Origin of the sequence: Nostoc sp. JL31 (genome assembly GCF_017114965.1) — a bacterium.
GTDB classification, from domain to species: domain Bacteria; phylum Cyanobacteriota; class Cyanobacteriia; order Cyanobacteriales; family Nostocaceae; genus Nostoc; species Nostoc punctiforme_A.
In genome coordinates this window covers 82,335-105,940 of sequence record NZ_JABXKO010000022.1, presented here as the reverse complement: position 1 = coordinate 105,940, position 23,606 = coordinate 82,335, and the positions used below count along the sequence as shown (strand labels likewise).

Genomic DNA, 23,606 nt, shown 5'->3' with positions numbered 1-23,606 from the left:
CATCTGCTACACCCAAGCTGACAGTGGTGGAACCCGTAAAAGTTCGCTACTGAGGGAGTCGTGAATATAACTATTTGTGGCAAGAATTCTACCTGACTCAATTTTGACAGCAGTGCCATCGTAGGCGGTGATTTTGCCCCCAGCTTCTTGTACCAAAATTATCCCGGCGGCAATATCCCAAGGAGAAAGTCCCCGTTCCCAGTAACCATCGACACGTCCACAGGCAACATACGCCAAATCTAGTGATGCCGAACCGCTACGTCTAACTCCTTGGGTAAGATGGGTGAGGTGACTAAATTCTGCGTAGTTGTTATCAGAGGTTTCACGGCGATCGTATGCAAAGCCTGTTACTAGTAGACTTTTACTCAGTTCAGATGTCACCGAAACCTTGATGGGCTGACGGTTACGCGTTGCTCCTAAGCCAGCAGCAGCACGGAATAGCTCATTGTGAAATGGGTCATAAATTACACCAACTTGGGGAATGCCATTAATTAACAGCCCGATGGAAACGGCAAAAAATGGGTATTGATGAGCATAGTTGGTTGTGCCATCCAAAGGATCTATTGCCCAGAGGTACTCATTCTGTTGATTACCTAATTTCCCTGATTCTTCAGCGAGGATCGAGTGCTGGGGAAAATGGCAACGCAAAATTTCTAAAATCAACTCCTCTGAGGCTTTATCAGCAGCCGTGACTAAATCACCAGGGCGTCCTTTTTCAATAATTGCGTCTTCTAACTTACCCAAGTAACCTTGCAAAATAGCACCAGCAGCTAGTGCCGCTTCTGTAGCAATATCGAGAAAAATTTGTAGATTTGTCATTTGTCATTTGTCATTTGTCATTGGGCATTGGGCATTGGGCATGGGGCATGGGGCATTGGGCATGGGGCATTGATATATTACTTCTTTTTCACTTACTCACTCCCCCACTCTCCCCCTCAGCACTCAGCACGGGCTAAACGCCCCGCTACCGCTAACAGCACTAATTAAAGATTTTGGCGGCGAAACTCTGCGGGAGTAAGGCGCATGGGCTTTTCTGGGTTCCAGATTCCTTGCCCCATGAGTCTAGCCCATTGTTGGGCACGTTCTAAACGCTGGTCATATTTATGGTTAGGCGATCGCCCCACAAACATTGCATTCCCTTGTTTGACTAATTCTTCATTCAACAACATCTTATTTTTCCACACATAAGCAAGAGTTCGCCCAATTTTGTCTTTTGCTTCTAAATCAAACTCCAGTGTTACCGATTGTTCTACACCACCAATTAGATTCTCTAACTGTTCTTTTGCTGCTTCCCCCCAAGGGCGCTGTCGTAAATCTGGTGCATCAACACCTACTAATCGCACTTGGGAAATCAAATTTGGTTGTTCAGCCATGCCTAACACTTCCAAGCTTTGCCCACTAACTACCCGTGCTACTTTTACCTGGGCTTCATTATTTGGCAGCTGGTTTTTGCCTTGGCAACTCACCAAGAGCAATAAACAAGCCAAAATAGCTATTTTTTGCACCCACTCACCAAGACGCACAGGCATCAGAAATTTGGTGATTTTGAATTGTTTATTCCTCATCTAAGGGTAAACCCGCTTTAATTCTCCCCTTAGCAAAATAGCGTCCAAACTGGAGTTCGTAGACTTCATCTTCATCTTGCGTCTCCACTTCCAAGTCAGAACGGGGGTAGCTCACACACAACAAGGCATAACCTTGCTGACGTAAATCTGGCGACAAGCCGATCGCTTCTGGTTGGTAAATTTCTCCTGACAATACTCTCACAGCACAAGCGGTGCAAGCCCCGTTGCGGCAGGAAAACGGTAGTTCCACCCCTTGTTTTTCGCCAGTGTGTAGGATGTAGCGGTCTTCTGGCACTTCTAGGGTGTATGTTTTGCCAGTAGCGCGATCGCGAACTTTAATTGTGTATGTACGGGACATCTGGATTTGTGTTTTGGGATTAGGACTATCAGATTCAATCTAGAATATCTTTCTTTATCTTTGCATTTTCTGGGATTCTATAGTATAATCGTAACTTGTGACACCTGGAGAGGTGGCCGAGCGGTTTAAGGCGCAGACCTGGAAAGTCTGTTTAGGGAAACTTAACGAGGGTTCGAATCCCTCCCTCTCCGTTCTCAAACCTTGTGCCGCGTGGAATGATCAGACTATGACCTGTGATAAGGGAGCTTTTTTGCAACCGTCCATTAATTCGCGCTTCCACAACGTAGTCAGACGGCATATCTGTATAAATATGAATTGCATTCTCTGGAAAGACAATCTCTTCTGGCAATGCACTTGCGCTGATGCTATGAGTGAACTGGAAGCGGATACCGCTCCAACCCGAATCATCGTTGGAGAGTAGAGATTGATGATTAAAGCTTTTTAAGATTGCCTTTTCTACAGCGCAAGATTCATGGTCTATCTTTGACATGACTCAAGCTTATTTGTATTGAGTGATGATAAAAATTAAAAGACAGCTATAAAAAATCCGCCTAAATACACTACACTCAATTTCCATTTTTGGAAACAATAGTTAATTTACCTGATTTTAAGCCTTAAACCGTAGTGTTGTTAGGTAGATTAAGTAATTTTCCCTTGTATTTTTTAAGAGCAACGCAACCGATGGCGTACCACTTGCTACTCACCTCATGCCTTGTTTCTTCAGAGTTACCATGCTATTTATGTCATCCGGTATATATGCGCCAGCCGCAGTAGCGATTAACTTAAACATTAGGAAAATACGCGAACTGGCTGGGTTTAAGCTAAAGGGAATCAATAAAAGCCCTTTGGCTTACTTTTTGATGGCATTTATATACAGCCTCACTGCCTGTGTTTTTCAGCCTTGGGAGTTTTTAACAAGCTCACTAAGCTGTTATGCTACCACCTTCAGACAAAATCTCTAGTGGAAATCAACCTGTATTAGGAAGTGGGCGATGCACATTGGATTTCTCAACCCTCAAGGCAATTTTGATTCAGGCAATAGTCATATAACGAAACACCCAGATTTTGGGGGTCAGCTAGTCTATGTTAAGCAAGTCGCCATAGCCATAGCTCAAATGGATCATAAAGTTGATATTCTTACCCGTAAAATCATTGACCCGGAGTGGCCAGAGTTTGCCGAAGTGATTGACACTTATCCAGGGATCGATAATGTCCGCATTATCCGCTTACCATCTGGGCCAAAAGAATTTCTCCCTAAAGAGTTGTTATGGCCTCATCTGGTCGCTGATTGGGTACCCAACATCTTGAAATTTTATCAACAGCAAGGTGGCTTACCCGATGCTATGACTGCTCACTACGCTGATGGAGGACTGTGTGGCGTTCTAATTGAAGAGGAGACAGGCATACCTTTTACCTTTACAGCTCATTCTCTCGGCGCTCAAAAGATAGACAAACTGGAAGTCACCCCAGAAAATCTGCCAGAAATAGATGAGCAATTTAATTTCAGATATCGCATTTTAGCCGAACGCCTGAGCATGAATCGCTCGGCCATTAATATCACTAGTACACGACAAGAACGTTTTGAACAGTATTCTCATCGAGTCTATAGTGGTGCAGTGGATGTAGACAACGACAACCGCTTTGCAGTGATTCCACCGGGAGCAGATTTCTCGATTTTCGGTGCAAAGGCACGTTCCGAAAATGAGGAAGCTACCGAAGAGTTCATTCAGCAACGATTGGCAGGGGACATTGCAGAAGCCCGTCGAGATTTGCCCGTAATCCTAGCATCCAGTCGATTAGAGCCGAAAAAAAACATATTAGGGTTAGTGCAAGCCTTCGCAATGAGTCCAACACTTCAGGAACGAGCTAACTTGATGCTAATTACAGGGGGATTGGACGATCCTTTACGAGAGGAGGCTAGTGACAGCATGGCTGAAGAGGTATTAGCCCCCATTCGGGAAGTGGTTAAAGAAAACGACTTGTGGGGCAAGATCAGTGCCTTTGGTTTGTCAGATCAGTCTCAAGAGTCACTCGCAGCAGCCTATCGGTTTATGGTTAAACGCCGCTCGGTATTTGCGCTGACGGCACTCTACGAACCCTTTGGGCTTGCTCCCTTAGAAGCGGCAGTCGCAGGTTTGCCAGTGGTAGCAACTAAGAACGGTGGCCCCAGCGAGAGCTTGCTACAGGGAAATAAGGAATATGGTGTACTTGTTGACCCAGAAGATCCTGCTGATATTGCACGCGGCTTAGAGCGGTTGCTATGTGATGCTCAGGAGTGGGAGTATTTTGCCCAAGCTGGTCAGCAACGGGTGTTGAAGACTTACACTTGGGAATCTGCTGCTGAAAACTACTTGTCTTTGCTTGAGCAGATTTTGTCTTCACCGGAAACCCGCCCTCGTGCTGAACTCCTTCCCATCCATCCCTACTTCCGAAATCCAGAATCGCAGACCGATGTTTTTTTGGAAGAATTGGGCGAACTCTACTTTGGATCTAATCAAAAGGTACTAAAAAATGCGGATTAAATAAAGTGCCAAACTGGGGTCAAAGCAGAAGTTCTTGCAGGGAAGACGGAAGTTCCTACAGACTGCGCGAAACACCGAAACGTCAACCCTGGAGCAATATTTTTTGATGAATGCTAAATGTGGGATTCAGGCAGCTATGAGCAGCCAGCGCAAAATGTGCTGACTGCTTCGGCAAACTGCTGGTTTTGTTCCATCAATGCCATGTGTCCACCTGGTTTTAGGGTGACTCTTTCAGAGTAAGGTAATTCTGCTTTCATGCGATCGCTCGCCACAGGTTTTGTCGCTATATCTGAATTGCCGCAAACAACCAACACAGGAACGTTAATAGTTGCAAGTGTGTCTGTTTCGTCAAACTTTAACATTGCCAGTGTGCCACGAGCCAGAACACCAGGCGAACCCAATGCTGATAATAGACCTGCAAAACTTAGTTGACCGCGTGTTTCAGTACCTGTAAATCCAGATAGTTCGACGGTGATGTACAGCGAACCATTCAAATACGAGAGCCAAGTCATCAACCAAAAAATCGGCCACAGCACGATAGTCAGGTACAACACAGGTTCGATTAGCGGTTTCTGCAATTTGCGTACCAGATTGCTAAAAATGCAAGTTTTTACCGGATTAGTGTAAGTAGTATCTACAAGAATTAAGCCAGCCACCCGACTCCCCAATTGCTCTGGAAACAGGCGACAGAATGTCAGGTTAATCATTCCACCCATACTGTGTCCCAACAAGATAACAGGTTTATCCCCTGCTATGGCGACAACAGCTTCCAAGTCACGGGCATATTTTTCTATAGAGTGATCGTTGTTTTTCGGTTTAGCGGATTTTCCTAACCCTGGTAGATCCCAAACAATTACTCGGAAGCGATCGCTTAGTTGTCGTTTGGCATAATACCATATAGTACTGTTTGGCCCCCAACCGTGTGACAAGATAATTGGTTGACCATCTTCAGGGCCAAAAAACTCTACTTGCAACACGCTCCCATCTGGACGTGGCAAGCGCTGCACGGTTTTGCTACGCATAAACTTGGGTTCTTCGTCTCCAGGACGGCGCAGCAGTGGCAAACTGATAAAATGACCGCCAAAAGACCACAGAAACATTACTAGTCCAGCCACCAAGTAGGGGGTTCCTACAAGTTCTCGTTCGTACCATTCATAGAGAATGTAGATTCCCCCACCAAGTACCCCAACAGACAGCAGTTGAAACAGCCATACAAGTAGAAAATTATGAGGCATGAATATCATGAGCCTAAACCTTGCAATGCTTTGTTAACTGCTTTTAGCTTCATACCATAGTTAGAATCATCCAACTTTCACTCCCAAGAATGATTTATACAGTGTTATGGGGGTGATAAAAATGCTGATTCATATCAAATGCTTACTACTCAGGCAAAATATTAACTGAATCGTTACTAAAATTTTGTTCAAGATAGCGTGGATTGCTTACTCCTACGTGCAAAAGCAGTGCTGTAACTAATGCACTGATCGCTGCTACCAAAAAGGTAGTTCTATAGTCAATATTCTCCACTATCCATCCACCTAGTAAGGGAGCAAGGATGCTAGCAGGAGCAATAAGGGTATTACCAAGACCAATATAGGCTGGTCGTTGGTGTTGGTTTCCAAACTCTAAGGTCATTACCGCAGCAATATTTTGTAGAGCTATCATACCTATCCCTACTCCTATAAATACCAAGTAAAACCAGTTTGCATTTGGTGCCAAACAAGCGAAAACCGAACTGAACGCACAAGCGACACAACCAATTTGTAAAACCAACTTGCAACCGGTGCGATCGCCTAACCAACCCAAAACCAATCCAGCAATAGTTTGTGTAACCATCAATAGAGTCGTAATTAACCCAATAGATGCTTCTTTCATCCCATATTGATGTACGGCATAGAGTGTATAGAAGGGAAGTGGCATCAGTGCTAACTGTGAGATCATACGTGCGATCACAAAGCAACGGAAATTCTTATCACAGCGGAGAATCACAATCAGACTGTCCCAAAATTCACGTCTACTTTCAAAGGCTGATGGTGTGATGCTTAATGGCTCTCGCGTCCTAGACATAAAAAACCAAGATAGAGCCATTGCAAAACTGGCACACAAAAAACACAGAGCAAAGTTAAATGGTTGAGCAATTTCCTTAAGTAGTAAACCAGCGATCGCAGCACCACAAATACTCATCAGATTACCAGATGCTGCTAAAGTACCGTAAAAAATACCAAGCTTTCTGGAGGGAACAATTTTAGCAACCATACTTTGCCAAGCAGTAGCGCTAAACCCACTGCCTAGTCCTTGCCAAATGAGTATGGCAAATGTCAACAGTAAGATAATTTGGTGATTGAGTTGTAGTTCTAACAAAGCCACCAGTGCTAATCCCAAAAAAGGAAGCTTCTGATGAATTGTCAATAACATTACAGTTGGTTTGTAACACTGTAGACGCGCTACTTTACTAGCTGTTAATAGCTGCGGTAGTTGCCAGCCTAAGCGTGGAATAGCTGGGATCAGACCGATGAGTAATGCAGAATCAGTAAGAGTGCTAACAAATAGAGGAAGAATGATGAAAAATGAAGCAAAAACACTCCCAAAACCAAAAAATCCACTTTCAATAACATTGACAGTAAAATTATGGTGAAGGTTTTTTTGAATTTCAGAATTAAGCATTTTTATAGATATTGCAAGTTTGGTGATTTATTCTCTTTGGGGGAAACTCAGGCTGCATTTTAAACAGATTTATCTTCTTTTTGTAGGTACTTAGAAATCACCTAAGTACCCACAAAAACCTGAGTTCCATAGATTGTTCCCAAATGCTTTACTTAAATCACCGTTGAAAAATATTTTTGTAAAATATCCCAATTTTTGATGGTGAGCCTTACTGCAACGGATGTCTGAGTCAGTGGCAGGTATAGGTTAACTTTGAAGTGGTGCGTGATTGGCAAGCGGTGTAGATTATGCCCTCACAAAGCTCACATTTATTAATCACAGAGATGACTTGACGCTATCTAGAAGAATATTTTTCCGTCCTGCTGGTATTGTTTACTACTCAGCTGGTAGCTTTGGAGGAGTGCGGGCAAGCCATCCAGTTACGCGCTTTTCTGTCAGAGATGGGAATGCCTACTATTTCAAGCATTTTTGCTATTTCTAAAATTGGAAACTCTCTGGATGAAGCAGGTGCTTCACAGGAAGCTGCTTCATCCAGAGAGTCGGTCAATTTTTGGATGAATTAGAGTGGTACGAAGAAACATTACAACGACAAAAAAAGAAAAAGGAACCCCCTTCTAATCAAGTCAGCTTTACCTGCTTTGTATACCAATTAGCTTGGGGATATCGTGTTTCTTTCAATACTGGGAGGCAAACGCAACCTTTAGTCACTCTTTAAGAGAAACTTGTGTGAAGCTGTAAGAGAGTGAAGAATCAAACTCTCTTCTACTAATCAGTTCTGACTTACCCTTTTGTAAATATGCCTTCAATTAGCTACAATCGCACCGACAGCCAGCAGCCACAAAGCATTACCATTGAAGGTTATGTTGTCCGGCCAGGATTACACATTCTCAGTTACGAGCAACTCAAGTTGCTACGAGACCAAACACAGCATCATTCTCAGCTTGAATCTCTAGTTAGCCAAGGTGTCATTAAGTTGACTGGTTAATAGTCGTCAATTCACTTGCAATTCATCTCATCACCTGCTTATTGGGTAGGTGATGAGATGAATTGCTGTATTCGCTAAGTTCTAAGTAGATGAGTTTGAACGTTCTATTTGCTGACGAACGGTATCAATAGAAGCATTAATACCAGCCAGTTTAGACTCTAAATCATCTCGTAGCCAAATCAAGAATTTTAATTTCCGCTCTAAGCTAGCTTTGTGCGAAATGGGTTCGCTTCCATAACATGGATTACCCCAAAAAGGAAACATAGTTTACCTCTGAATTTAGCTCTTGTAACAGTGCAATCTATTGCACCACTATATTCTGACTAATCACAATCAGACTGGTGTATGTAACAACCGACCATTATTGTGCGTGCTTAACGAACTTTTGCTCAAAGTTGTCTCTCGAATTGGTGGAGGTATTTGACCAAATTGCCATCAACTCTTTCCACTTCTCCTCTAAGAACAAGTTGAAGTGACGATACCATATTCAAAGGTTCAAAGGTTCTGGCAATTTGGCATCACAATTCTGTATTTTGCAGTTTAAATGAGATATCAACAAAACAGAACAACCACAAATCGCCAGTTGTTGACCCAACGCTGTAAAATAACTCAGCAGCCAATTTACAGCGCTTGGTCATCGCTTCACTACAACTGGCTAGTAATTCACTAGAAAACCCATAGTAAAAGTGCGTAGGCTAGAAAGCTGTCTTAATACGGCTGGTAAAATAAATGTGAAGTACCCGCAAATCAACGTACTTGTATCAGTAAATACTTCTAATAATAGATGACTTGGTGAAAGGGAAAGGGATAATGCTGAAAGGTGTCATATTCTAAGACCAATTACTGAGTAGGAAATTATTTTATGAGAACCAGAAAGCTAGGCAAACAAGGCTTAGAAGTTTCAACTATCGGACTTGGTTGCATGGGAATGTCTGAGTTCTATAGTGGTCGTGATGAAATTGAGGCGATCGCGACAATTCATCGAGCGTTAGAACTTGGAGTTAATTTTCTTGATACTGCTGATATGTATGGGCCGTTTACCAACGAGCAACTAGTAGGCAGAGCAATTAAAGATCGCCGAGATCGAGTAGTTTTAGCAACTAAATTTGGCAATGTCCGTACTGAAGATGGTGGTTTTAAAGGGGTTGATGGCAGACCAGAATATGTCCATCAAGCTTGCGATGCCTCACTAAAACGTCTGGGAGTGGAGGTGATTGACCTCTATTATCAACATCGCGTAGATCCAACTGTCCCCATTGAAGATACTGTCGGGGCAATGGCAGAGTTAGTCAAGCTGGGAAAAGTGCGTTATTTGGGACTTTCAGAAGCTGCCCCGGCGACGATTCGACGGGCTGTAGCAGTTCACTCCATTACTGCACTGCAAACAGAATACTCTCTTTGGAGTCGAGAGCCAGAGGATGAAATTTTACCTACCGTGCGGGAATTAGGAATTGGGTTTGTTCCCTATAGCCCATTAGGAAGAGGGTTTTTATCAGGTGCGATCGCTAGCCCTGACGATCTTGCACCTGATGACTATCGAAGAAATTCTCCTCGCTTTCAAGGTGAGAATTTTTATAAAAACCTGCAATTAGTAGAGCAAGTCAAAGCGATCGCCAGCGAAAAAGGAGTAACTTCTAGTCAGCTTGCTTTAGCATGGCTATTCGCTCAAGGAGAAGATATTGTCCCAATCCCTGGTACAAAACGCCGTACTTACTTGGAGGAGAATGTTGCAGCTACCGAAATTATCCTGACTGAACAAGATTTGAATCGGCTGGAAACAGTTGCACCAAAAAATGTGGCAGCAGGTGAACGCTATCCTGATATGAGTACTGTTAACCGTTGATCTATCTGAAAAGCTGGAGTATTTTTTCAAATTCCGCTTCAAATGCACAAGCAGACATTACCGCAGCTTAACAAAGTAATCACCCAGAATTCTCTGAGGAAATGTCAAAAGTAGCGATCGCTATTTTATCGGCGACATATTTGGCTACTCATTCAATCATCTGGAAACTGCCAGCATGAGATATGTTCAATATCTTTGCTACCGCATTTACTACAGACTGCATCAATCACAGAGTCCACCCATTCATAGCTGCAACTACGACAATGACAGAAAATGTTATTGCGGTTAGCCATTTCAATACCTTGATGCCATTGTTGCAGTTGAGAAGAGTCTGGAAAAGCTTCTGACATTTCATCAAACCTTATTCATGTCATAGTCTACATTATGAGCCTAACAAGCCCCGAAGTGAATAACTCAGTATTAATCGCCCTGACTCTCACCGCGTCTATAGCCCTATCGCCCGTCAGCATTGCTGGTAATGTCCAAGGTTCAACCCATACTATCAAAATGTCTTCATTTAATCTCAATTCTCAAAAATGGCAAAATCGTGTGCTACTAATCTTTGCACCATCTGTTGATAACCATAACTATCAGCAACAGATGCGGGTATTTAACCAGCGCCAAAACGATTTGAAAGATCGGGATTTAGTTCTGGTTAAAGTCTTAGCAACAGATAAAAGCTATGCCAACGGACAGTTAATAGATGAGTCTTCTGCTGCCAATTTGCGAAATCGCTTTGGGGTTGATCGAGAAAATTTTCGCGTCATTTTGATTGGCAAAGATGGTGGTGTTAAGCGCCAAGAAACTATACCAGTCGAAGCAACAGCAATTTTTGAGCAAATTGATGCTATGCCCATGCGTCAGCAAGAAATGCAAGAACGATAAATTGGTACAGCAGTTGGTTTTATTGTCAGGACTTACGCAAGTAGAGGTAATTGCCCTTTACTACAAACGCTACGCCAATCCCTAAGCGCAAACCTCTTACAGCACCAGAATCCTACAAGTTGAATCAACTTAAGTGTGAGCCTACAAGAGTATCTGCTTTCAAACCTGAGCTTAATTCTTCAAGTAGATGAGAACAATCATTAAAAATGCATATACTGCAATTATCAAGCAATGAATTTATTAGCTCCTGGTTTCATATCTACTAGGAGCTTTTTTTTATTATCCATCTCAATAAAGGGAGTTCATCATGAGAAGTAATAGCGTTCATCCTCAAGGCTATTGATCATTGCTTCTGTTGGTAGATTGAATGTCAATATTTGGATTGCTATTGTGTATTTGTCACTAAAAAACGTTTATCAAATAAAAACAATGAATATTCTTGCTTGGATTGTTTTAGGTCTAATTGCTGGTGCGATCGCAAAGGCTATCTACCCCGGTCATCAAGGCGGCGGAATTTTAGCAACAATTTTATTAGGAATCGTTGGTGCTTTTATTGGTGGTAGTTTGGGCGTATTCTTCAGTACAGGAAGTTTTGCTCTAGCGGCTCCCTCTTTGAGTATTCCCGGTATTGCAGTAGCAGTTCTGGGTGCAGTTGTTGCAGTCTTCTTGTGGAATGCGTTAACTAGCCGCAGTGCTTTGTAATAAATTAAATTGAATTAACTAATTTGGAACTTACGCACTTTTTGTCTTACCTGTCAATGTGTAAGTTCTGTTTATCAAGAATTATTGACATAATTTGCCACTTGTCATGCTGATAGCCTCAACATTATTAACCTGAATAATGTTGAGGCTATGATTTTATTTTGGATGCCCTATCTGTCGCAAACATTTTTTGAATTGGCATTCGAGAAGTCATAAATCTTTGCCTTACGGGCTTATAATATCTGTGCCAACAACAGCAACAGCGTGCTAAATTGCAAATTTGATACCTGTAATCTAACTTAACTTTGTTTGCTGCATAGGCGTAGCCCTTCGTAGACAGTGCTTGGCAGGATAATTAAAAACTTGGGTTAGCGATCGCAATCTATTAGTTATACGTGTTTTTTTATATAAAAGTTATATTTAAGACATACAATTACTGGTTTACACACTACTAGTATTAAGTTCTTAAATACTAGTAGTGTGTAAATAGATTAAGCTTGCCTCTCACCTATTTGCTATTAAATTTAATCAAGGGGTAGTTACGATTCCCAGTGTACAACTTTGACAACTGTCCACAATACTGTTGCATGTCTCAAGCTCATGGTAATATTATTTTACTGTCAGGGAGATATTATTTATACATCAATTTGTAACCATGCTGAAAGAGTTAGTTAGGTGCGCTACCTCCAAAAAACAAAAAATTATTCAACCTACCCAGGAAATCAACAAAAGCCCTAACGTGCAAAGCACAGAGCTTTTTAAACTCTGCTTATATAAGGTACTAAAGAGCTAACTAAAGCTCTTTTTTAGGAATCATCATAGTCAGCGAGAAAGGCATAAAACCCTCTTAGGATGGCAAAAAATTAGACAAGAGTAAATAGAAAAGTTTTGACACAATGTCAATAGTTTTTTGTATATGTAAAAATATCAAAAAGCCTAATTTGTCTTGTCAATAAGACATTAGCATTGTGTGTTTTATTTAGATATTGATTCTCTTTGTGCTTGTTACCTACATATAAAAGTCCTATTTGATTAGTGAAAACTTAAGCTACCTCGATCAAATCAGGCAAACACTTAAATTTAATAAATAATTTCGGACTGCTAGATAATCTCGATCTAGTAAAAATTCGATTATTCACAAAGTCAGTAAGAGTAACAGGAAAAACATGAATATCATAGTTCGTTTGTTTGGAGCGATCGTTCTCCAAGTATCTGCGTTGGCTGCGATGTCTAGTATGGCAATGTCTGATGACAAGCCCTTTCGCGTCAATACCCAACAGACTCCTACTGTTTATCCACGGAAAACAACACAACCCTTTCGCGTCAATACTCAGCAGACTCCTGCTGTTTATCCACGGAAAACAACACAGAGGATTTGCTCTTTAGATCCCATTGAAGATTTATTACCTCCACCACAAACTAAAGCAAGTAATTCTTTGCTTTCTTACCTTGCTGAACAGGGTTTTACACAAAATAAAGAGGGTTCCTGGGTCTGTTATGCGAACGATCCTAAAAAAGAAGGACGTTACTTTACTTTATTTAAGGTCAAACAAGTTAATAGCAGGCTCATAGCAAGTTCTTTCCTAGATGAAGGCAGTCTGATTCAAGGGCAGGAAAATCGTAGTTTGGACTTCTTTATGATGCTGATTGAGCATCATACGAATACTACTAAAGAGAACCGTCAAGGTATACGTAGATATCTACAAGCCTTCGTTTCCTTAGTCAAGGAAGGGAAGATCAAACCTACACGCCGTGGGTATCTTTTTGACCAACCAAACCGAGCTATGGTCTTATATCACACACTCTCATCAGGAAACCTTAAAGGTACAGGAATCACGATCAACATTTATTTACCTAAGAGTTGAATTGGGGAAGTAGGGGAGCAGAGGAGCAGGGGAGAAGTAGCAGTAAGTCTTTCCCCTCTGCCTCTTGTGTCCAATCCCCAATTAAATTGCTGTCGTTTAGTGGAGGTGCATCTTGTCTAGATCAATTGTTCAAAGAATTGCGATGCCGAAGGTAGTTCGCTTTACAGCGATCGCATTTTCATCTGTTGCAGTAGTACTCACTACGTGTCAGTCTGCTTTTGCACAGCTAAATGTTGGACGCTATGGCATCCAACAAGGACTGGAATCTGAGTATCTCCAGTACCAAATTAATAACCAGAATTTGAGCAAGATGCGAGTCATTCCTGCATGTGATGTGGGATTTGGTCTGACCTGCAATAAGACTGGATCAGTAATCCAACGATTAGTGGAGTTAAACAATGGGACTAGTTATCAAAACCTTCTGATCCGAGCAGCTGGTGGGGAGAAAAACTTTCAGAATTTCGCTAGTTTCTACGGCAATAATCCCAATCTCTCTGCGGTGCCTTACGCCTCATTTTGGAGAAACGCATCTCCCGCAATCATGGATGGATCTCAATACCTTCTTGGACAACCTTTTGGTCGCAATCCAGTAGAAGGACTCGGACTTGTAACCAAGCAGTTCTACTGGGCACCATACTCAGGAGTTAATGACTCTGTTAGCCTCCGTAGTGGGTTACTAGACCTGAAATTGTCATACGGACGATTGCTGTTTGAAGAGGCTTCAAAAATTTCCAATATTCAAGAGCAGATTCAGTCTCTAGGTCTGTCGCCAGAGATGACTAATTTTTATTTAGATAAAATCTCTACAGGCTTGGATGCGTTGAGTTCTGGAGATCAGCACCAACTCCAACAGAAGATTTTTGAAGTGCTATCCTTTCCATACTCCGAAGATGGTGGGGAACTCGGACGTCCCAACAATGCGATTCCAGCGGAATTTAATCAGCTCTTAGGAGAAGATATCGCAGGAGAGACTTTGCTAAGTGACAATCCACTGGCCTTGGATGGAGAAACAATAGCTTTTGATGCTTTCCCTGGCTCTACGGGAGATGTCTTGGTACCAGACAGTCCTAATTCCTTTCCACTTTGGCCAATAATCGGCGTTGGGGGTCTTGGTTTAATTCTGCTTCTACTACTGAGTGGTGATAGTTCCTCAGCTCAACTATCGACACCTGTTTCCTCAGTTCAACCACCTATACCTGTTTCTCCAGAAAATGCACCTTTGTCTCTGACCAATAAAGGCGAATGTGATTTGACTCCTAGTGGTAATGGTTCCAATCACACACAGATCATTGAGGTTCCGTGTAATGTTACTCCTCAAACCCCCACGGAAGTGAAGAAGGTAGTGGAGCCATCAACGATCAAAGCGCTTGTATTGCTAATTGTTCTACTATGGATAGTCCGTAACAAACACCGAACTTTAAAAATCCTTAATTCGTAATTATGTTACATAAGTAACGGGATTTAGCGAAAAGTTAGAGCGCTAGTTTCCAGCAATGTCTACGACAGCCTACGCCTACGAGCATCAGGTTTAGATAGAAATAATTAACCACTTAGGGTAGCACGGCTAGCTGTGCTACCCTACCCGTGTAAATCATTCAAATGAGAATGACGAATACGTTTCTATTATGGGAATGTCTGGTTCGGGGAAGTATACGCCGATGAATATCATCGGTTGCTTTTCATCTGTCTGTAGATAGCTGCAATATTGCGGGCATCATCAATACCACGATGGTGTGTGCCTTTTAATTCTATCCCCAACTCATTGAGAGCCTGTGCCATACCAAATTTTTTAGACACGCCAAGATATTCCGAAAACTCCTCTTTAATATTTATATGTTCTGAAGTAAAAGGATAAGAAAAATTATGAAACGCACAATCTTGAATAAATTGCTTTTTGTCGTAATTACCCCAAGAACAAAAAATATGATTGGGAAATAAATTAATCCAGTCTTTGAAGCGAGAAATTACCTCTAAAAATTTTGGTGCTTTGTCAACATCTTGCTGCCGAATACTAGTCAATTCTGTGCAAAAATCTGTAAGTTGCGGATGTCTCACAGGTTGGATGAATTGCTGAAACTCTGAATCAATTTCCCACGTTGTTCGATTGAGCATCACTGCACCGATTTCGATTATTTCCATTTGGTGACGGGGAATAGTTTTATTGTTGCAGCATGTAGCTTCCAAATCGACTATCAGATAATAGTGGGATATTTTAGTATTCATATTATGTAATATAGTAATTATAATTAATTTTAGTGATTATTTATACATGCTTAGAATAATTACACAATTCCCTTTGTAAGCTTTTTGTATTTATTATACTACAAAATGTGATACTTACAGCCTTTTTGATTTATTTGAACTACAGCTAGCTGTAATATCACAATTTCACAACATAGAGAAAGGAAATTTAGATTGATGAAAAAGGTTTAACCCAACGGAATTGAATAGCAAGATCAAGAGCGATCGCAGCCAGCGCAAACCAGAACAAACTTTCTGCCGCCAACACAAAAAAAGGCCAAATTGTGCTATTAGAATTATACCCAAGTTCTATCTGAGTTAATCCGCGCACCAAGCCAAAGGCTAACACTCCACCAGCTTTGAGTTGGGGATTTTTATCAGAGCGGATGATATAGCGGTAGGTGACACCAAATAGGAAACCAGTAAAAGTTGCAACTGCACCACTCACCACCAAGTGCCAGTTAACATCATTTTGCAGACATCCAAGTGTCTGAAAATACTTTGCTAGTACTAGAGTATTCAACAGACTAGCGATCGCGAAGTTAAAACACACAGATAAACCCCCAATTATTCCAGCCTTGAGGGATTCTATGCGTTCTGCCATTAATTGAGAATCTAAAGTTGGTTTCACTCTATATCTAAATTAGGGATTGGGTATTGGGAAAATTCTTCCCCAGTCTCCAATATGATAAATGCTATATCTGTTTTGTAATTAATCAAATGTTGTTCTCATGTAGGAATTTTGATGATAAACTCGGTTCCTATGCCAGGTTGAGAATTCACTTCTAAAATACCATTGTGTTTATCTACAACTATTTGATATGCAATAGATAAGCCAAGTCCAGTGCCTTTACCAACAGTTTTTGTAGTAAACAACGGCTCAAACAATCGTTTTTTAAGCCGTTCAGGAATACCAATCCCATTGTCAGTAATCCGAATTATAACTAATTTTTCAGAATCTATTTCTGTGGTAATTTTAATCTGAGGAATTAGATTGCTCTTTTTGCCTTCCATGATAGCTTCATCAAGGGCATCAATTGCATTTGCCAGAATGTTCATAAATACTTGATTCATCTGCCCTAGATAGCAATTTACCTCTGGTAATATTCCATAACTTTTAATAACTTCAATGCCGGGACGATCGCCATTAGCCTTGAGGCGATGTTGTAAAATCACCAGTGTACTATCTAGTCCTTGATGCAAATCAGCAGGTATTTTGGCATCACTATCTGAGCGAGAGAAGTTGCGGAGTGAATTAGAAAGGTTTTGAATTCGTTCACTTCCTATCTGGAGTGAGTTCAAGATTTTTCCCATATCTTCGAGGACAAATTTCAGATCCAAGTTCTCAATAGTATTGGTAATTTTGGCTGTTGGGTTGGGATACTCTTGTTCATATAGTAGAAGCAACTCAGTGACTGCTGTAATATATTCTTGCAAAGGTGGAATATTGCTGGAAATAAAGTTGATGGGGTTATTGATTTCATGGCCAATACCAGCGATTAGCTCTCCGAGTGTTGATAGTTTCTCTTGCTGCACTAATTGGACTTGAGCTTTTTGCAAATCCTTGGTGCGATCGTTAACTTGTTGTTCCAAAGATTCAGTCAATTGTTTGAGTTGTAAATGTACACGCACTCTCGCAATGACTTCCTCTTGTGCAAAGGGTTTAGGGATATAGTCTACTGCGCCAAGGGAAAATCCCTTCGTTTTGCTCTCTGTATCTGCTAAGGCAGTAGTGAAAATAATCGGAATGTTTTGGGTAACAGGATTGGCTTTGAGGCGGCGACAAGTTTCAAATCCGTCAATACCGGGCATTTGTATATCCAGCAAAATCAACTCCGGTTGATTACGTTCGGCTTGGGCGATCGCACTTTCTCCATCGACAGCAACACGAAAACGAAAACCCTCACTATTGAGCGCTTCACACAGCACAGATAAATTTGTCGGATTATCATCCACAATCAATATAAATCCATTATTTTGAGTTTTTTTCATGATGAATTTTAAATTTAAATTTCTTAACTCAAATTAATTTATGTATTGTTGAATAAAAGTTTCCAAACGTTTAAGTTGGAAATTACTAGCAAGTTGGACGATCTGGTTGACAAAAATGCTTAAATACTCATCAGATGCAGAAAGTTCCTCGGCCATTTCCAAAACTTTTTGAATATCACCGTCTTGCGTTAGTTCGAGTAAATCTTGTAAAACCTCTTTGCCAGGATAAATCATCTCATTTGGTCGATCGAAAGCATCTATATTGTTTTTGTTGATTTCATCTACCGTCACGTCAAAAATCCATTCCAGTTGCAAAAATTGTCGTAGCATTTCCAGCAGCGTTTCAGCTTCTATAGGCTTTGGTAGAAATGCATTTGCACCTACATCAATACTCTTGTATTGGTCGGCTGCAAACACACTGGCTGAGGAAGCGATAACAGCAATCTCTTTAAATTGCTCAGATTGACGCAAACGTTCTATCAACTCAAATCCATTCAATATAGGCATTACGAGGTCAGTGATAATCAAGTCTGGTTTTTGGGCTAGGACTTTTTCCCATCCTTCCTCACCTTGGCTAGCTTCTACAACAGTAAACCCAACTGGCTCTAGTAAATTTACAATTACCGATCGATTTTCCCATTTGTCATCCGCAATCAAAATGGTGCGCCTTTGTCCTTGATAAGCAATAATAGTTCCTTGTTCAACTACTCTAGAAACTTTTGCCCAGTCTTTAGATTCTGGAAATTCTGCCTCGAACCAGAAAGTACTTCCTTTGCCAAATTCACTTTCCACTTGAATTTGACCACCCATCAACAAAACAATGTTTTGGCTGATTGCTAATCCCAAGCCTGTACCTTCAGATTGTCGTTTTTGATTTCCTACTTGTTCAAAGGGTTGGAAAATTTTCTGGGCTTGTGCAGCGATTATCCCCGCACCAGTATCTATTACCTCAAAGCGAATTTTGTAGTTAGTCTGTTCATTGGTATTTGATTGTTTACCAATGACCTTAACTTTGAAGGTGACACTGCCTTCATTCGTAAATTTAATCGCATTACTAAGCAAGTTAATCAGTACTTGCCGCAAGCGTTTTTCATCAGCATGAATGCCCGTTGGTAAATCAGGATCGAGTTGGACGTGAAATGCAATCACCTTTTGTTCTGCCCGGATGCGGGAAATTTCAGTCACGCTATCTATAAAGGCAGGTAAGTAGAAATCAACAGGATACAATTCTAGTTTTCGGGCTTCTATTTTGGAAAGATCCAGAACATCATTAATTAGGGTTAAAAGATGAGAACCACATTGATAAATAATGCTGACTCCTTTACGTCCTTTTTCACTCAAAGATTCTGTGCGTTGGAGAATTTGTGTATAGCCCAGAATACCGTTAAGAGGTGTGCGTAGTTCGTGACTCATATTGGCCAGAAATTCACTCTTGGCTTGGCTAGAGTTTTGAGCGACTTCTTCTGCAAAGCGTAATTCTTTTTCGATGCGCTTACGCTCGACAATTTCAGTGGAAAGCGTTTCATTGATAGCTTCCAACTGGGCTGGACTGGGTAGTGTCAGAGCTTGAGGCATGAGATAAAATAACGCAAATGCCGTATAGATGGAAATAATGGCAGTTAGAGCTTTTAAACTACCTGCAATCCAATAGTCTGGATGCCAAAGTGTCCAAATATCCATCAAGTGTCCAGTACCGCAAGCAATGATAAAAGCACTAAATAACAAAAAGACTCCATTAAAAGGAACGTCTTTACGCTTGGAAATAAAGTAAATCAGTAGGAAGGGAATAGAATAATAGGCTAGAGCGATCGTGGCATCAGAAATAATGTGCAGCCAAACTAATCCAGTTTGCCAGAGATAACAATGTCCGTGGGGAACAAAACCGTTGGAGTGGAAAGGATAGTTGAAAAATGTTGGCATGATATTAGGGGTTGCAGGATTGAAAATATATATGCATAGCCCTAGTATTCCCAAAGCATCAAGTCAGAAACCGCGATCGCTACTTTTTTACATTCGTCTTTATCATTGCTTAAAGTATTAGCGTACCAATAAAATCTCGTATCTTTTTTGCGCTCGCACGCAAAACTTAACAATGTCACTGATAAAAAAATCTCAGCCGGCCCAATCCCTGTATGATAAATATTAGAAACCTTTTGTAATTATTTGAAAAGTGGGACTATGGAGATTTTGACACTAGGTTGGGTATCGCTGTTAGTTGTGTTCACTTGGTCAATTGCAATGGTAGTGTGGGGACGTAACGGACTGTAGAGGCATTGTGGAAAGTCCATTCTTGAGTATTTTGGCTTTATTTGCTGTAGTGCTGCTCGTAGTAGTCACTGGTGGTATTGGTTATTTGACCCTGGCAGATTGGCGCGATCGCCGTCGCCGAGATGAAGAGAAACGCACCACCCGCAGCAGCACTCCCAAGCGGCGATAATTTTCTCATAATTGAAAATCTTGATTGTAGGGACGCGATATTATCGTGTCCCTACACTATTTTGTATGATATCCCAGGAAATAACTGTTACCTTTGCGATCGCAACGGGAATCATGAGATAGAAGACTTTCAATATTTAAAGTCCCACTGGGAATGGAAAACTTCTCTACTAATCAACCCATAGAACCAAATTCAGAACGGCAAGAATCTCATTCAGATGTGACATGCTCCTTGCATCAGAATGAGCAACAAAAAGCCTTATCTGGAGTTATTGCCTGTATTCGGGAGTCTCTAGACATAGAAGCTATCTTCAAAATTACAGTCACTGAAGTTCGCCAACTTCTGAAAAGCGATCGAGTTGGCGTGTTTCGTTTTTATCCTGATTTGGCATGGGAAGGGGAATTTATCTATGAAGATGTAGCAACAGAATGGGATTCGGCATTAGCAGCCAAACTGCGCGATCACTGCTTTAGTGAGAAATTCGCAGGAATATATCACCAAGGCCGGATTAAAGCAATAGCTGATATTTATCAAGTTAATGCCAGTGATTGCTATATTCAGATTCTAGAAAAATTCCAAGTACGTGCCAGTATAACTGCCCCCTTGATCAAAGGTAAAGATTTATGGGGATTGTTGTGTATTCATCAGTGTGGTAGTCCTCGACAATGGGAAGCATCAGAAATTGAGTTTGTGCAATTAATCGCCGAACATCTAGGGGTTGCTTTACAGCAAGCAGACTACCTAGAACAAGTAAAACTACAATCAGCTGAACTAGCACAAGCAAAAGCCAGAGAAAAAGCAGCCCAATGGCAGAAAATCATAGCCATCACCATTGAGAAAATTCGTCAGTCCCTAGATTTGGAAAATATTTTCCACACAACCACCGCAGAACTTAGGCAGCTACTAAATACTGACCGCGTGGCTATTTATCGCTTTAATCCCGATTGGAGTGGTGAATTCGTATTTGAATCAGTGGCAGAGGGTTGGGTTTCCCTCATCGATCAACAGTCGCAACGGACGGAATTGAAAGAGAACGTCAGCGAATGTAGCGCCAAAGATTTAGCTAATCCCCCAGTCGCTGATACCTATTTACAAGATACAGAAGGTGGTAGCTTCACTCAATGTGAAGTGTACCGGATTTGTAATGATATTTACAATTCAGGGTTTAGTGACTGCTACATTAAAATTTTAGAGATATATCAAGCAAGAGCTTATGCGATCGTTGCCATTTACCACGGTCAGAAGCTCTGGGGCTTGCTAGCAGCATACCAAAATGCTGGAACCCGTGATTGGCAGAAAGATGAGGTTTACTTGCTTACCCAAGTTGGCACTCAACTAGGTGTGGCTTTGCAGCAAGCGGAATTTATCCAACAAATGCAGATTCAAGCAGCACATATCAGCAAAGCTGCCCAAAGGCAAAGGGCATTAGCAAACACGGTAGAAAAAATTCGTCAGTCTCTTGATATTGAAGTCATATTTAAAACCACTACTCAAGAAGTTCGTCGGTTATTAGAAGTGGAACGAGTCGCAATTTATCGCTTCTATCCTGATTGGAGTGGGGAATTTGTGGCTGATTCCATCGTTGATGGCTGGACACCAATGGTTAAGCCACAGCCTGTGACAGAAAGCGTTCTAGTACAAGGAAAACAAGCGGGTAAGTATGCACGTAATGAAGTTTTTGTACCAATTTCTCAGGGCGAAAAACTGTGGGGATTACTAGTAGCTTATCAAAACTCCCAGCCCCGTTATTGGCAAGATGAAGAAATCAACTTACTAGCACAAGTTGGCGTTCAATTGGGGGTAGCATTACAGCAAGCTGAATCCTTGACACAGATGCAGGTGCAAGCCCAAAAACTGGCTAAAGCCGCGGAACGAGAACGGAAAGCAGCCGAAAGGCAGAAGGCTTTAGCTGCAACAGTGGAGAAAATCCGCCACTCTCTTGATATTGACACCATTTTTGCGACCAGTACAGAAGAAGTCCGACGGCTATTGGAAGTTGACCGAGTGACAATCTATCGATTCGGGACTGATTGGAGTGGCGAATTTGTTGCTGAGTCTTTAGCCGAAGGTTGGACACCAGTAAAAGAAATTGTACCTGCGATGTCTACAACGGGCTATGCCTACGCAAGTAATTACTTGCAAGAAACCCAAGGCGAGGATTTTGCTAATGGTAAAACTCTGGTTATTAAGGATGTTTACAGCACTGATGATTCTATTCCTTATATTGCCCTGATTGAACTAATGGAAGCTAGGGCATATATGATTGTGCCGATTTTTCAGGGTGAGAAACTTTGGGGATTGCTAGCAGCTTATCAAAATATCAAACCCCGTGATTGGCAAGAAGATGAGGTAGATTTGCTGATGCAAATTGGTACTCAGTTAGGCGTAGGACTTCAACAAGCAGAATTACTAGAACAAACTCAACGTCAAAAAGAAGAAATTACTCAGACTCTTAAAGAATTACAGCACACTCAGAGCCAGTTAATTCAAAGTGAGAAAATGGCAGGTTTGGGGCAGTTAGTTGCTGGTGTAGCACATGAAATTAATAACCCAATTAGTTTCATTTATGGGAATATCACTTATGTTACCGAACATACCGAAAATTTATTTAAATTACTGCACCTTTATCAGAAACAGTATCCTGAGACAACAGAGGAAATTAAAAAGCAAGTAGCAGCACTAGATTTAGATTTTATTAATGATGACTTGCCCAAAATTCTGGCTTCAATGAAGATGGGGGCAGATCGGATCTCTCAATTAGTGTTGTCGTTACGAAGTTTTTCTCGACTTGACGAAGCAGGAATGAAGCAAGTTGACCTTCATGAAGGTATCGACAGTACTTTGCTAATTTTACAACATCGACTGCAAGCACAAACTAATTCTTTTGCTATTGAGGTAGTTAAACAATATGGTGAATTGCCTCCAGTAGTCTGTTATGCAGCCCAGATGAATCAGGTATTTATGAATATTCTCAACAACGCGATCGATGCACTGGAAAACTCAGCAACTAGTAGAAAAAAAATTGACAATCCTAAAATTTGGATACGTACAGAAGCCATACAAGGGAATACTATTCTGATTTGGATTGCTGACAATGGTTGTGGGATTCCAGAGATTGTGCGATCGCGCATTTTTGAACCTTTCTTTACTACCAAACAACCTGGACAAGGTACTGGTTTAGGGTTATCTATTAGTTACCAAATTATTGTAGAAAAACACGGTGGTACTATCAAGTGTGTTTCTGAACCTGGTAATGGCTGTGAGTTCTGGATACAAATTCCGATGAAAAGGACAATTAGTTAGAAAAAAATAAGCGATGCATTCTCTACGAGAGGCTACGCCAACACCTACGCACTGTGGAGATTTAACAGTCGATACCCACGCTCTTTTTAACGAACCACAGAGGCGCAGAGAACGCAGAGGAAAAAGAGAGCGATCGCACGCTGAAAATTTTGCAGGCGATCGCTATTTTTAACAAACCACAGAGGAAGAAGAGAGCGATCGCTTTTTTGAGAGAACTTGGCGCGTGCGATCGCTTTTCAATCTA

24 protein-coding genes, 1 tRNA gene and 1 pseudogene are annotated in these 23,606 nt (G+C 41.3%); 13 read left to right on the top strand and 13 right to left on the bottom strand.

The features are described from left to right. Positions 1–6 precede the first annotated feature (6 nt). The 3 genes from HWQ43_RS04180 to HWQ43_RS04170 form a co-directional block, all read right to left on the bottom strand. A complete protein-coding gene (locus HWQ43_RS04180; RefSeq protein WP_292730581.1) occupies positions 7–819 on the bottom strand; it encodes an inositol monophosphatase family protein in 813 nt (270 codons plus the stop codon). Between the two features lie 164 nt (positions 820–983). After that, complete coding sequence (locus tag HWQ43_RS04175; RefSeq protein WP_292730579.1) at positions 984–1,529, bottom strand: thermonuclease family protein; 546 nt, start codon at positions 1,527–1,529, stop codon at positions 984–986. 25 nt (positions 1,530–1,554) lie between these two features. Then, positions 1,555–1,923 (bottom strand): 2Fe-2S iron-sulfur cluster-binding protein, encoded by a 369-nt coding sequence (locus HWQ43_RS04170; RefSeq protein WP_292730577.1) that lies wholly within the window; start codon positions 1,921–1,923, stop codon positions 1,555–1,557. Between the two features lie 106 nt (positions 1,924–2,029). Between HWQ43_RS04170 and HWQ43_RS04165 the strand changes: the two genes are divergently transcribed. After that, a tRNA-Ser gene (locus HWQ43_RS04165) sits at positions 2,030–2,114 on the top strand. Here the strand turns inward: HWQ43_RS04165 and HWQ43_RS04160 are convergent. After that, on the bottom strand, positions 2,075–2,413 hold the full coding sequence (locus tag HWQ43_RS04160) for a hypothetical protein (RefSeq protein WP_292730575.1): 339 nt from the start codon (positions 2,411–2,413) through the stop codon (positions 2,075–2,077). The two genes, HWQ43_RS04165 and HWQ43_RS04160, sit on opposite strands and share 40 nt — an antisense overlap. A 502-nt stretch (positions 2,414–2,915) precedes the next feature. Between HWQ43_RS04160 and HWQ43_RS04155 the strand changes: the two genes are divergently transcribed. After that, entirely contained in the window at positions 2,916–4,445 is a 1,530-nt protein-coding gene (locus HWQ43_RS04155) for a glycosyltransferase (protein WP_292730573.1), read from the top strand. 134 nt (positions 4,446–4,579) lie between these two features. Here the strand turns inward: HWQ43_RS04155 and HWQ43_RS04150 are convergent, their stop codons facing one another. From HWQ43_RS04150 to HWQ43_RS04140, 3 genes are all read right to left on the bottom strand, one after another. Next, a complete protein-coding gene (locus HWQ43_RS04150) occupies positions 4,580–5,680 on the bottom strand; it encodes an alpha/beta hydrolase (protein WP_292730571.1) in 1,101 nt (366 codons plus the stop codon). A gap of 145 nt (positions 5,681–5,825) precedes the next feature. Then, positions 5,826–7,109, bottom strand: a complete 1,284-nt coding sequence (locus HWQ43_RS04145; protein WP_292730569.1) for an MFS transporter — start codon at positions 7,107–7,109, stop codon at positions 5,826–5,828. A gap of 379 nt (positions 7,110–7,488) precedes the next feature. Then, a complete protein-coding gene (locus HWQ43_RS04140) occupies positions 7,489–7,656 on the bottom strand; it encodes a hypothetical protein (RefSeq protein WP_292730567.1) in 168 nt (55 codons plus the stop codon). 249 nt (positions 7,657–7,905) lie between these two features. Between HWQ43_RS04140 and HWQ43_RS04135 the strand changes: the two genes are divergently transcribed. Continuing rightward, on the top strand, positions 7,906–8,094 hold the full coding sequence (locus HWQ43_RS04135; protein WP_292730565.1) for a hypothetical protein: 189 nt from the start codon (positions 7,906–7,908) through the stop codon (positions 8,092–8,094). A gap of 81 nt (positions 8,095–8,175) precedes the next feature. Here the strand turns inward: HWQ43_RS04135 and HWQ43_RS04130 are convergent, their stop codons facing one another. Further along, positions 8,176–8,358, bottom strand: coding sequence for a hypothetical protein (locus HWQ43_RS04130; RefSeq protein WP_292730563.1), 183 nt, complete (start codon positions 8,356–8,358; stop codon positions 8,176–8,178). 598 nt (positions 8,359–8,956) lie between these two features. Between HWQ43_RS04130 and HWQ43_RS04125 the strand changes: the two genes are divergently transcribed. Beyond that, entirely contained in the window at positions 8,957–9,937 is a 981-nt protein-coding gene (locus HWQ43_RS04125; RefSeq protein ID WP_292730561.1) for an aldo/keto reductase, read from the top strand. Positions 9,938–10,089: 152 nt separating this feature from the next. Here HWQ43_RS04125 and HWQ43_RS04120 read toward each other — a convergent pair whose 3' ends face one another. Further along, positions 10,090–10,287 (bottom strand): hypothetical protein, encoded by a 198-nt coding sequence (locus HWQ43_RS04120; protein WP_292730559.1) that lies wholly within the window; start codon positions 10,285–10,287, stop codon positions 10,090–10,092. A gap of 34 nt (positions 10,288–10,321) precedes the next feature. Here HWQ43_RS04120 and HWQ43_RS04115 point away from each other — a divergent pair, with 34 nt between their 5' ends. From HWQ43_RS04115 to HWQ43_RS33705, 5 genes and pseudogenes are all read left to right on the top strand, one after another. After that, positions 10,322–10,822: a DUF4174 domain-containing protein gene (locus HWQ43_RS04115; RefSeq protein WP_292730557.1), complete on the top strand. Its 501-nt coding sequence runs from the start codon at positions 10,322–10,324 to the stop codon at positions 10,820–10,822. A gap of 429 nt (positions 10,823–11,251) precedes the next feature. Next, the gene (locus tag HWQ43_RS04110; RefSeq protein ID WP_292730556.1) at positions 11,252–11,524 is read left to right on the top strand and encodes a GlsB/YeaQ/YmgE family stress response membrane protein; all 273 of its coding nucleotides are present in this window, start codon (positions 11,252–11,254) and stop codon (positions 11,522–11,524) included. Between the two features lie 1,166 nt (positions 11,525–12,690). Beyond that, the gene (locus tag HWQ43_RS04105; protein WP_292730554.1) at positions 12,691–13,389 is read left to right on the top strand and encodes a hypothetical protein; all 699 of its coding nucleotides are present in this window, start codon (positions 12,691–12,693) and stop codon (positions 13,387–13,389) included. A gap of 112 nt (positions 13,390–13,501) precedes the next feature. Further along, the gene (locus HWQ43_RS04100) at positions 13,502–14,827 is read left to right on the top strand and encodes a hypothetical protein (protein WP_292730552.1); all 1,326 of its coding nucleotides are present in this window, start codon (positions 13,502–13,504) and stop codon (positions 14,825–14,827) included. A gap of 148 nt (positions 14,828–14,975) precedes the next feature. After that, positions 14,976–15,065 (top strand): annotated as a pseudogene (locus HWQ43_RS33705) (macrolide ABC transporter ATP-binding protein); the annotation flags it as partial. Here the strand turns inward: HWQ43_RS33705 and HWQ43_RS04095 are convergent. The 4 genes from HWQ43_RS04095 to HWQ43_RS04080 form a co-directional block, all read right to left on the bottom strand. Then, positions 15,055–15,612, bottom strand: coding sequence for a 3'-5' exonuclease (locus HWQ43_RS04095; protein WP_292730550.1), 558 nt, complete (start codon positions 15,610–15,612; stop codon positions 15,055–15,057). The pseudogene HWQ43_RS33705 and the gene HWQ43_RS04095 sit on opposite strands and share 11 nt — an antisense overlap. A gap of 187 nt (positions 15,613–15,799) precedes the next feature. Beyond that, a complete protein-coding gene (locus tag HWQ43_RS04090) occupies positions 15,800–16,234 on the bottom strand; it encodes a hypothetical protein (RefSeq protein ID WP_292730674.1) in 435 nt (144 codons plus the stop codon). Positions 16,235–16,359: 125 nt separating this feature from the next. Next, positions 16,360–17,622, bottom strand: coding sequence for a response regulator (locus HWQ43_RS04085; RefSeq protein WP_292730548.1), 1,263 nt, complete (start codon positions 17,620–17,622; stop codon positions 16,360–16,362). A gap of 33 nt (positions 17,623–17,655) precedes the next feature. Further along, complete coding sequence (locus HWQ43_RS04080) at positions 17,656–19,542, bottom strand: ATP-binding protein (protein WP_292730546.1); 1,887 nt, start codon at positions 19,540–19,542, stop codon at positions 17,656–17,658. 258 nt (positions 19,543–19,800) lie between these two features. Here HWQ43_RS04080 and petN point away from each other — a divergent pair, with 258 nt between their 5' ends. The 4 genes from petN to HWQ43_RS04060 all read left to right on the top strand — a co-directional run bounded on the left by petN (position 19,801) and on the right by HWQ43_RS04060 (position 23,534). Then, a complete protein-coding gene (petN, locus tag HWQ43_RS04075) occupies positions 19,801–19,890 on the top strand; it encodes a cytochrome b6-f complex subunit PetN (protein ID WP_012408302.1) in 90 nt (29 codons plus the stop codon). Between the two features lie 7 nt (positions 19,891–19,897). Further along, positions 19,898–20,059 carry a hypothetical protein gene (locus HWQ43_RS04070; RefSeq protein ID WP_292730544.1) on the top strand — a complete coding sequence of 54 codons (162 nt, stop codon included), beginning with the start codon at positions 19,898–19,900 and terminating at the stop codon, positions 20,057–20,059. Between the two features lie 153 nt (positions 20,060–20,212). After that, positions 20,213–23,362: a GAF domain-containing protein gene (locus HWQ43_RS04065; protein WP_292730542.1), complete on the top strand. Its 3,150-nt coding sequence runs from the start codon at positions 20,213–20,215 to the stop codon at positions 23,360–23,362. A gap of 13 nt (positions 23,363–23,375) precedes the next feature. Then, positions 23,376–23,534 carry a hypothetical protein gene (locus HWQ43_RS04060; protein WP_292730541.1) on the top strand — a complete coding sequence of 53 codons (159 nt, stop codon included), beginning with the start codon at positions 23,376–23,378 and terminating at the stop codon, positions 23,532–23,534. Positions 23,535–23,606: the final 72 nt, after the last annotated feature.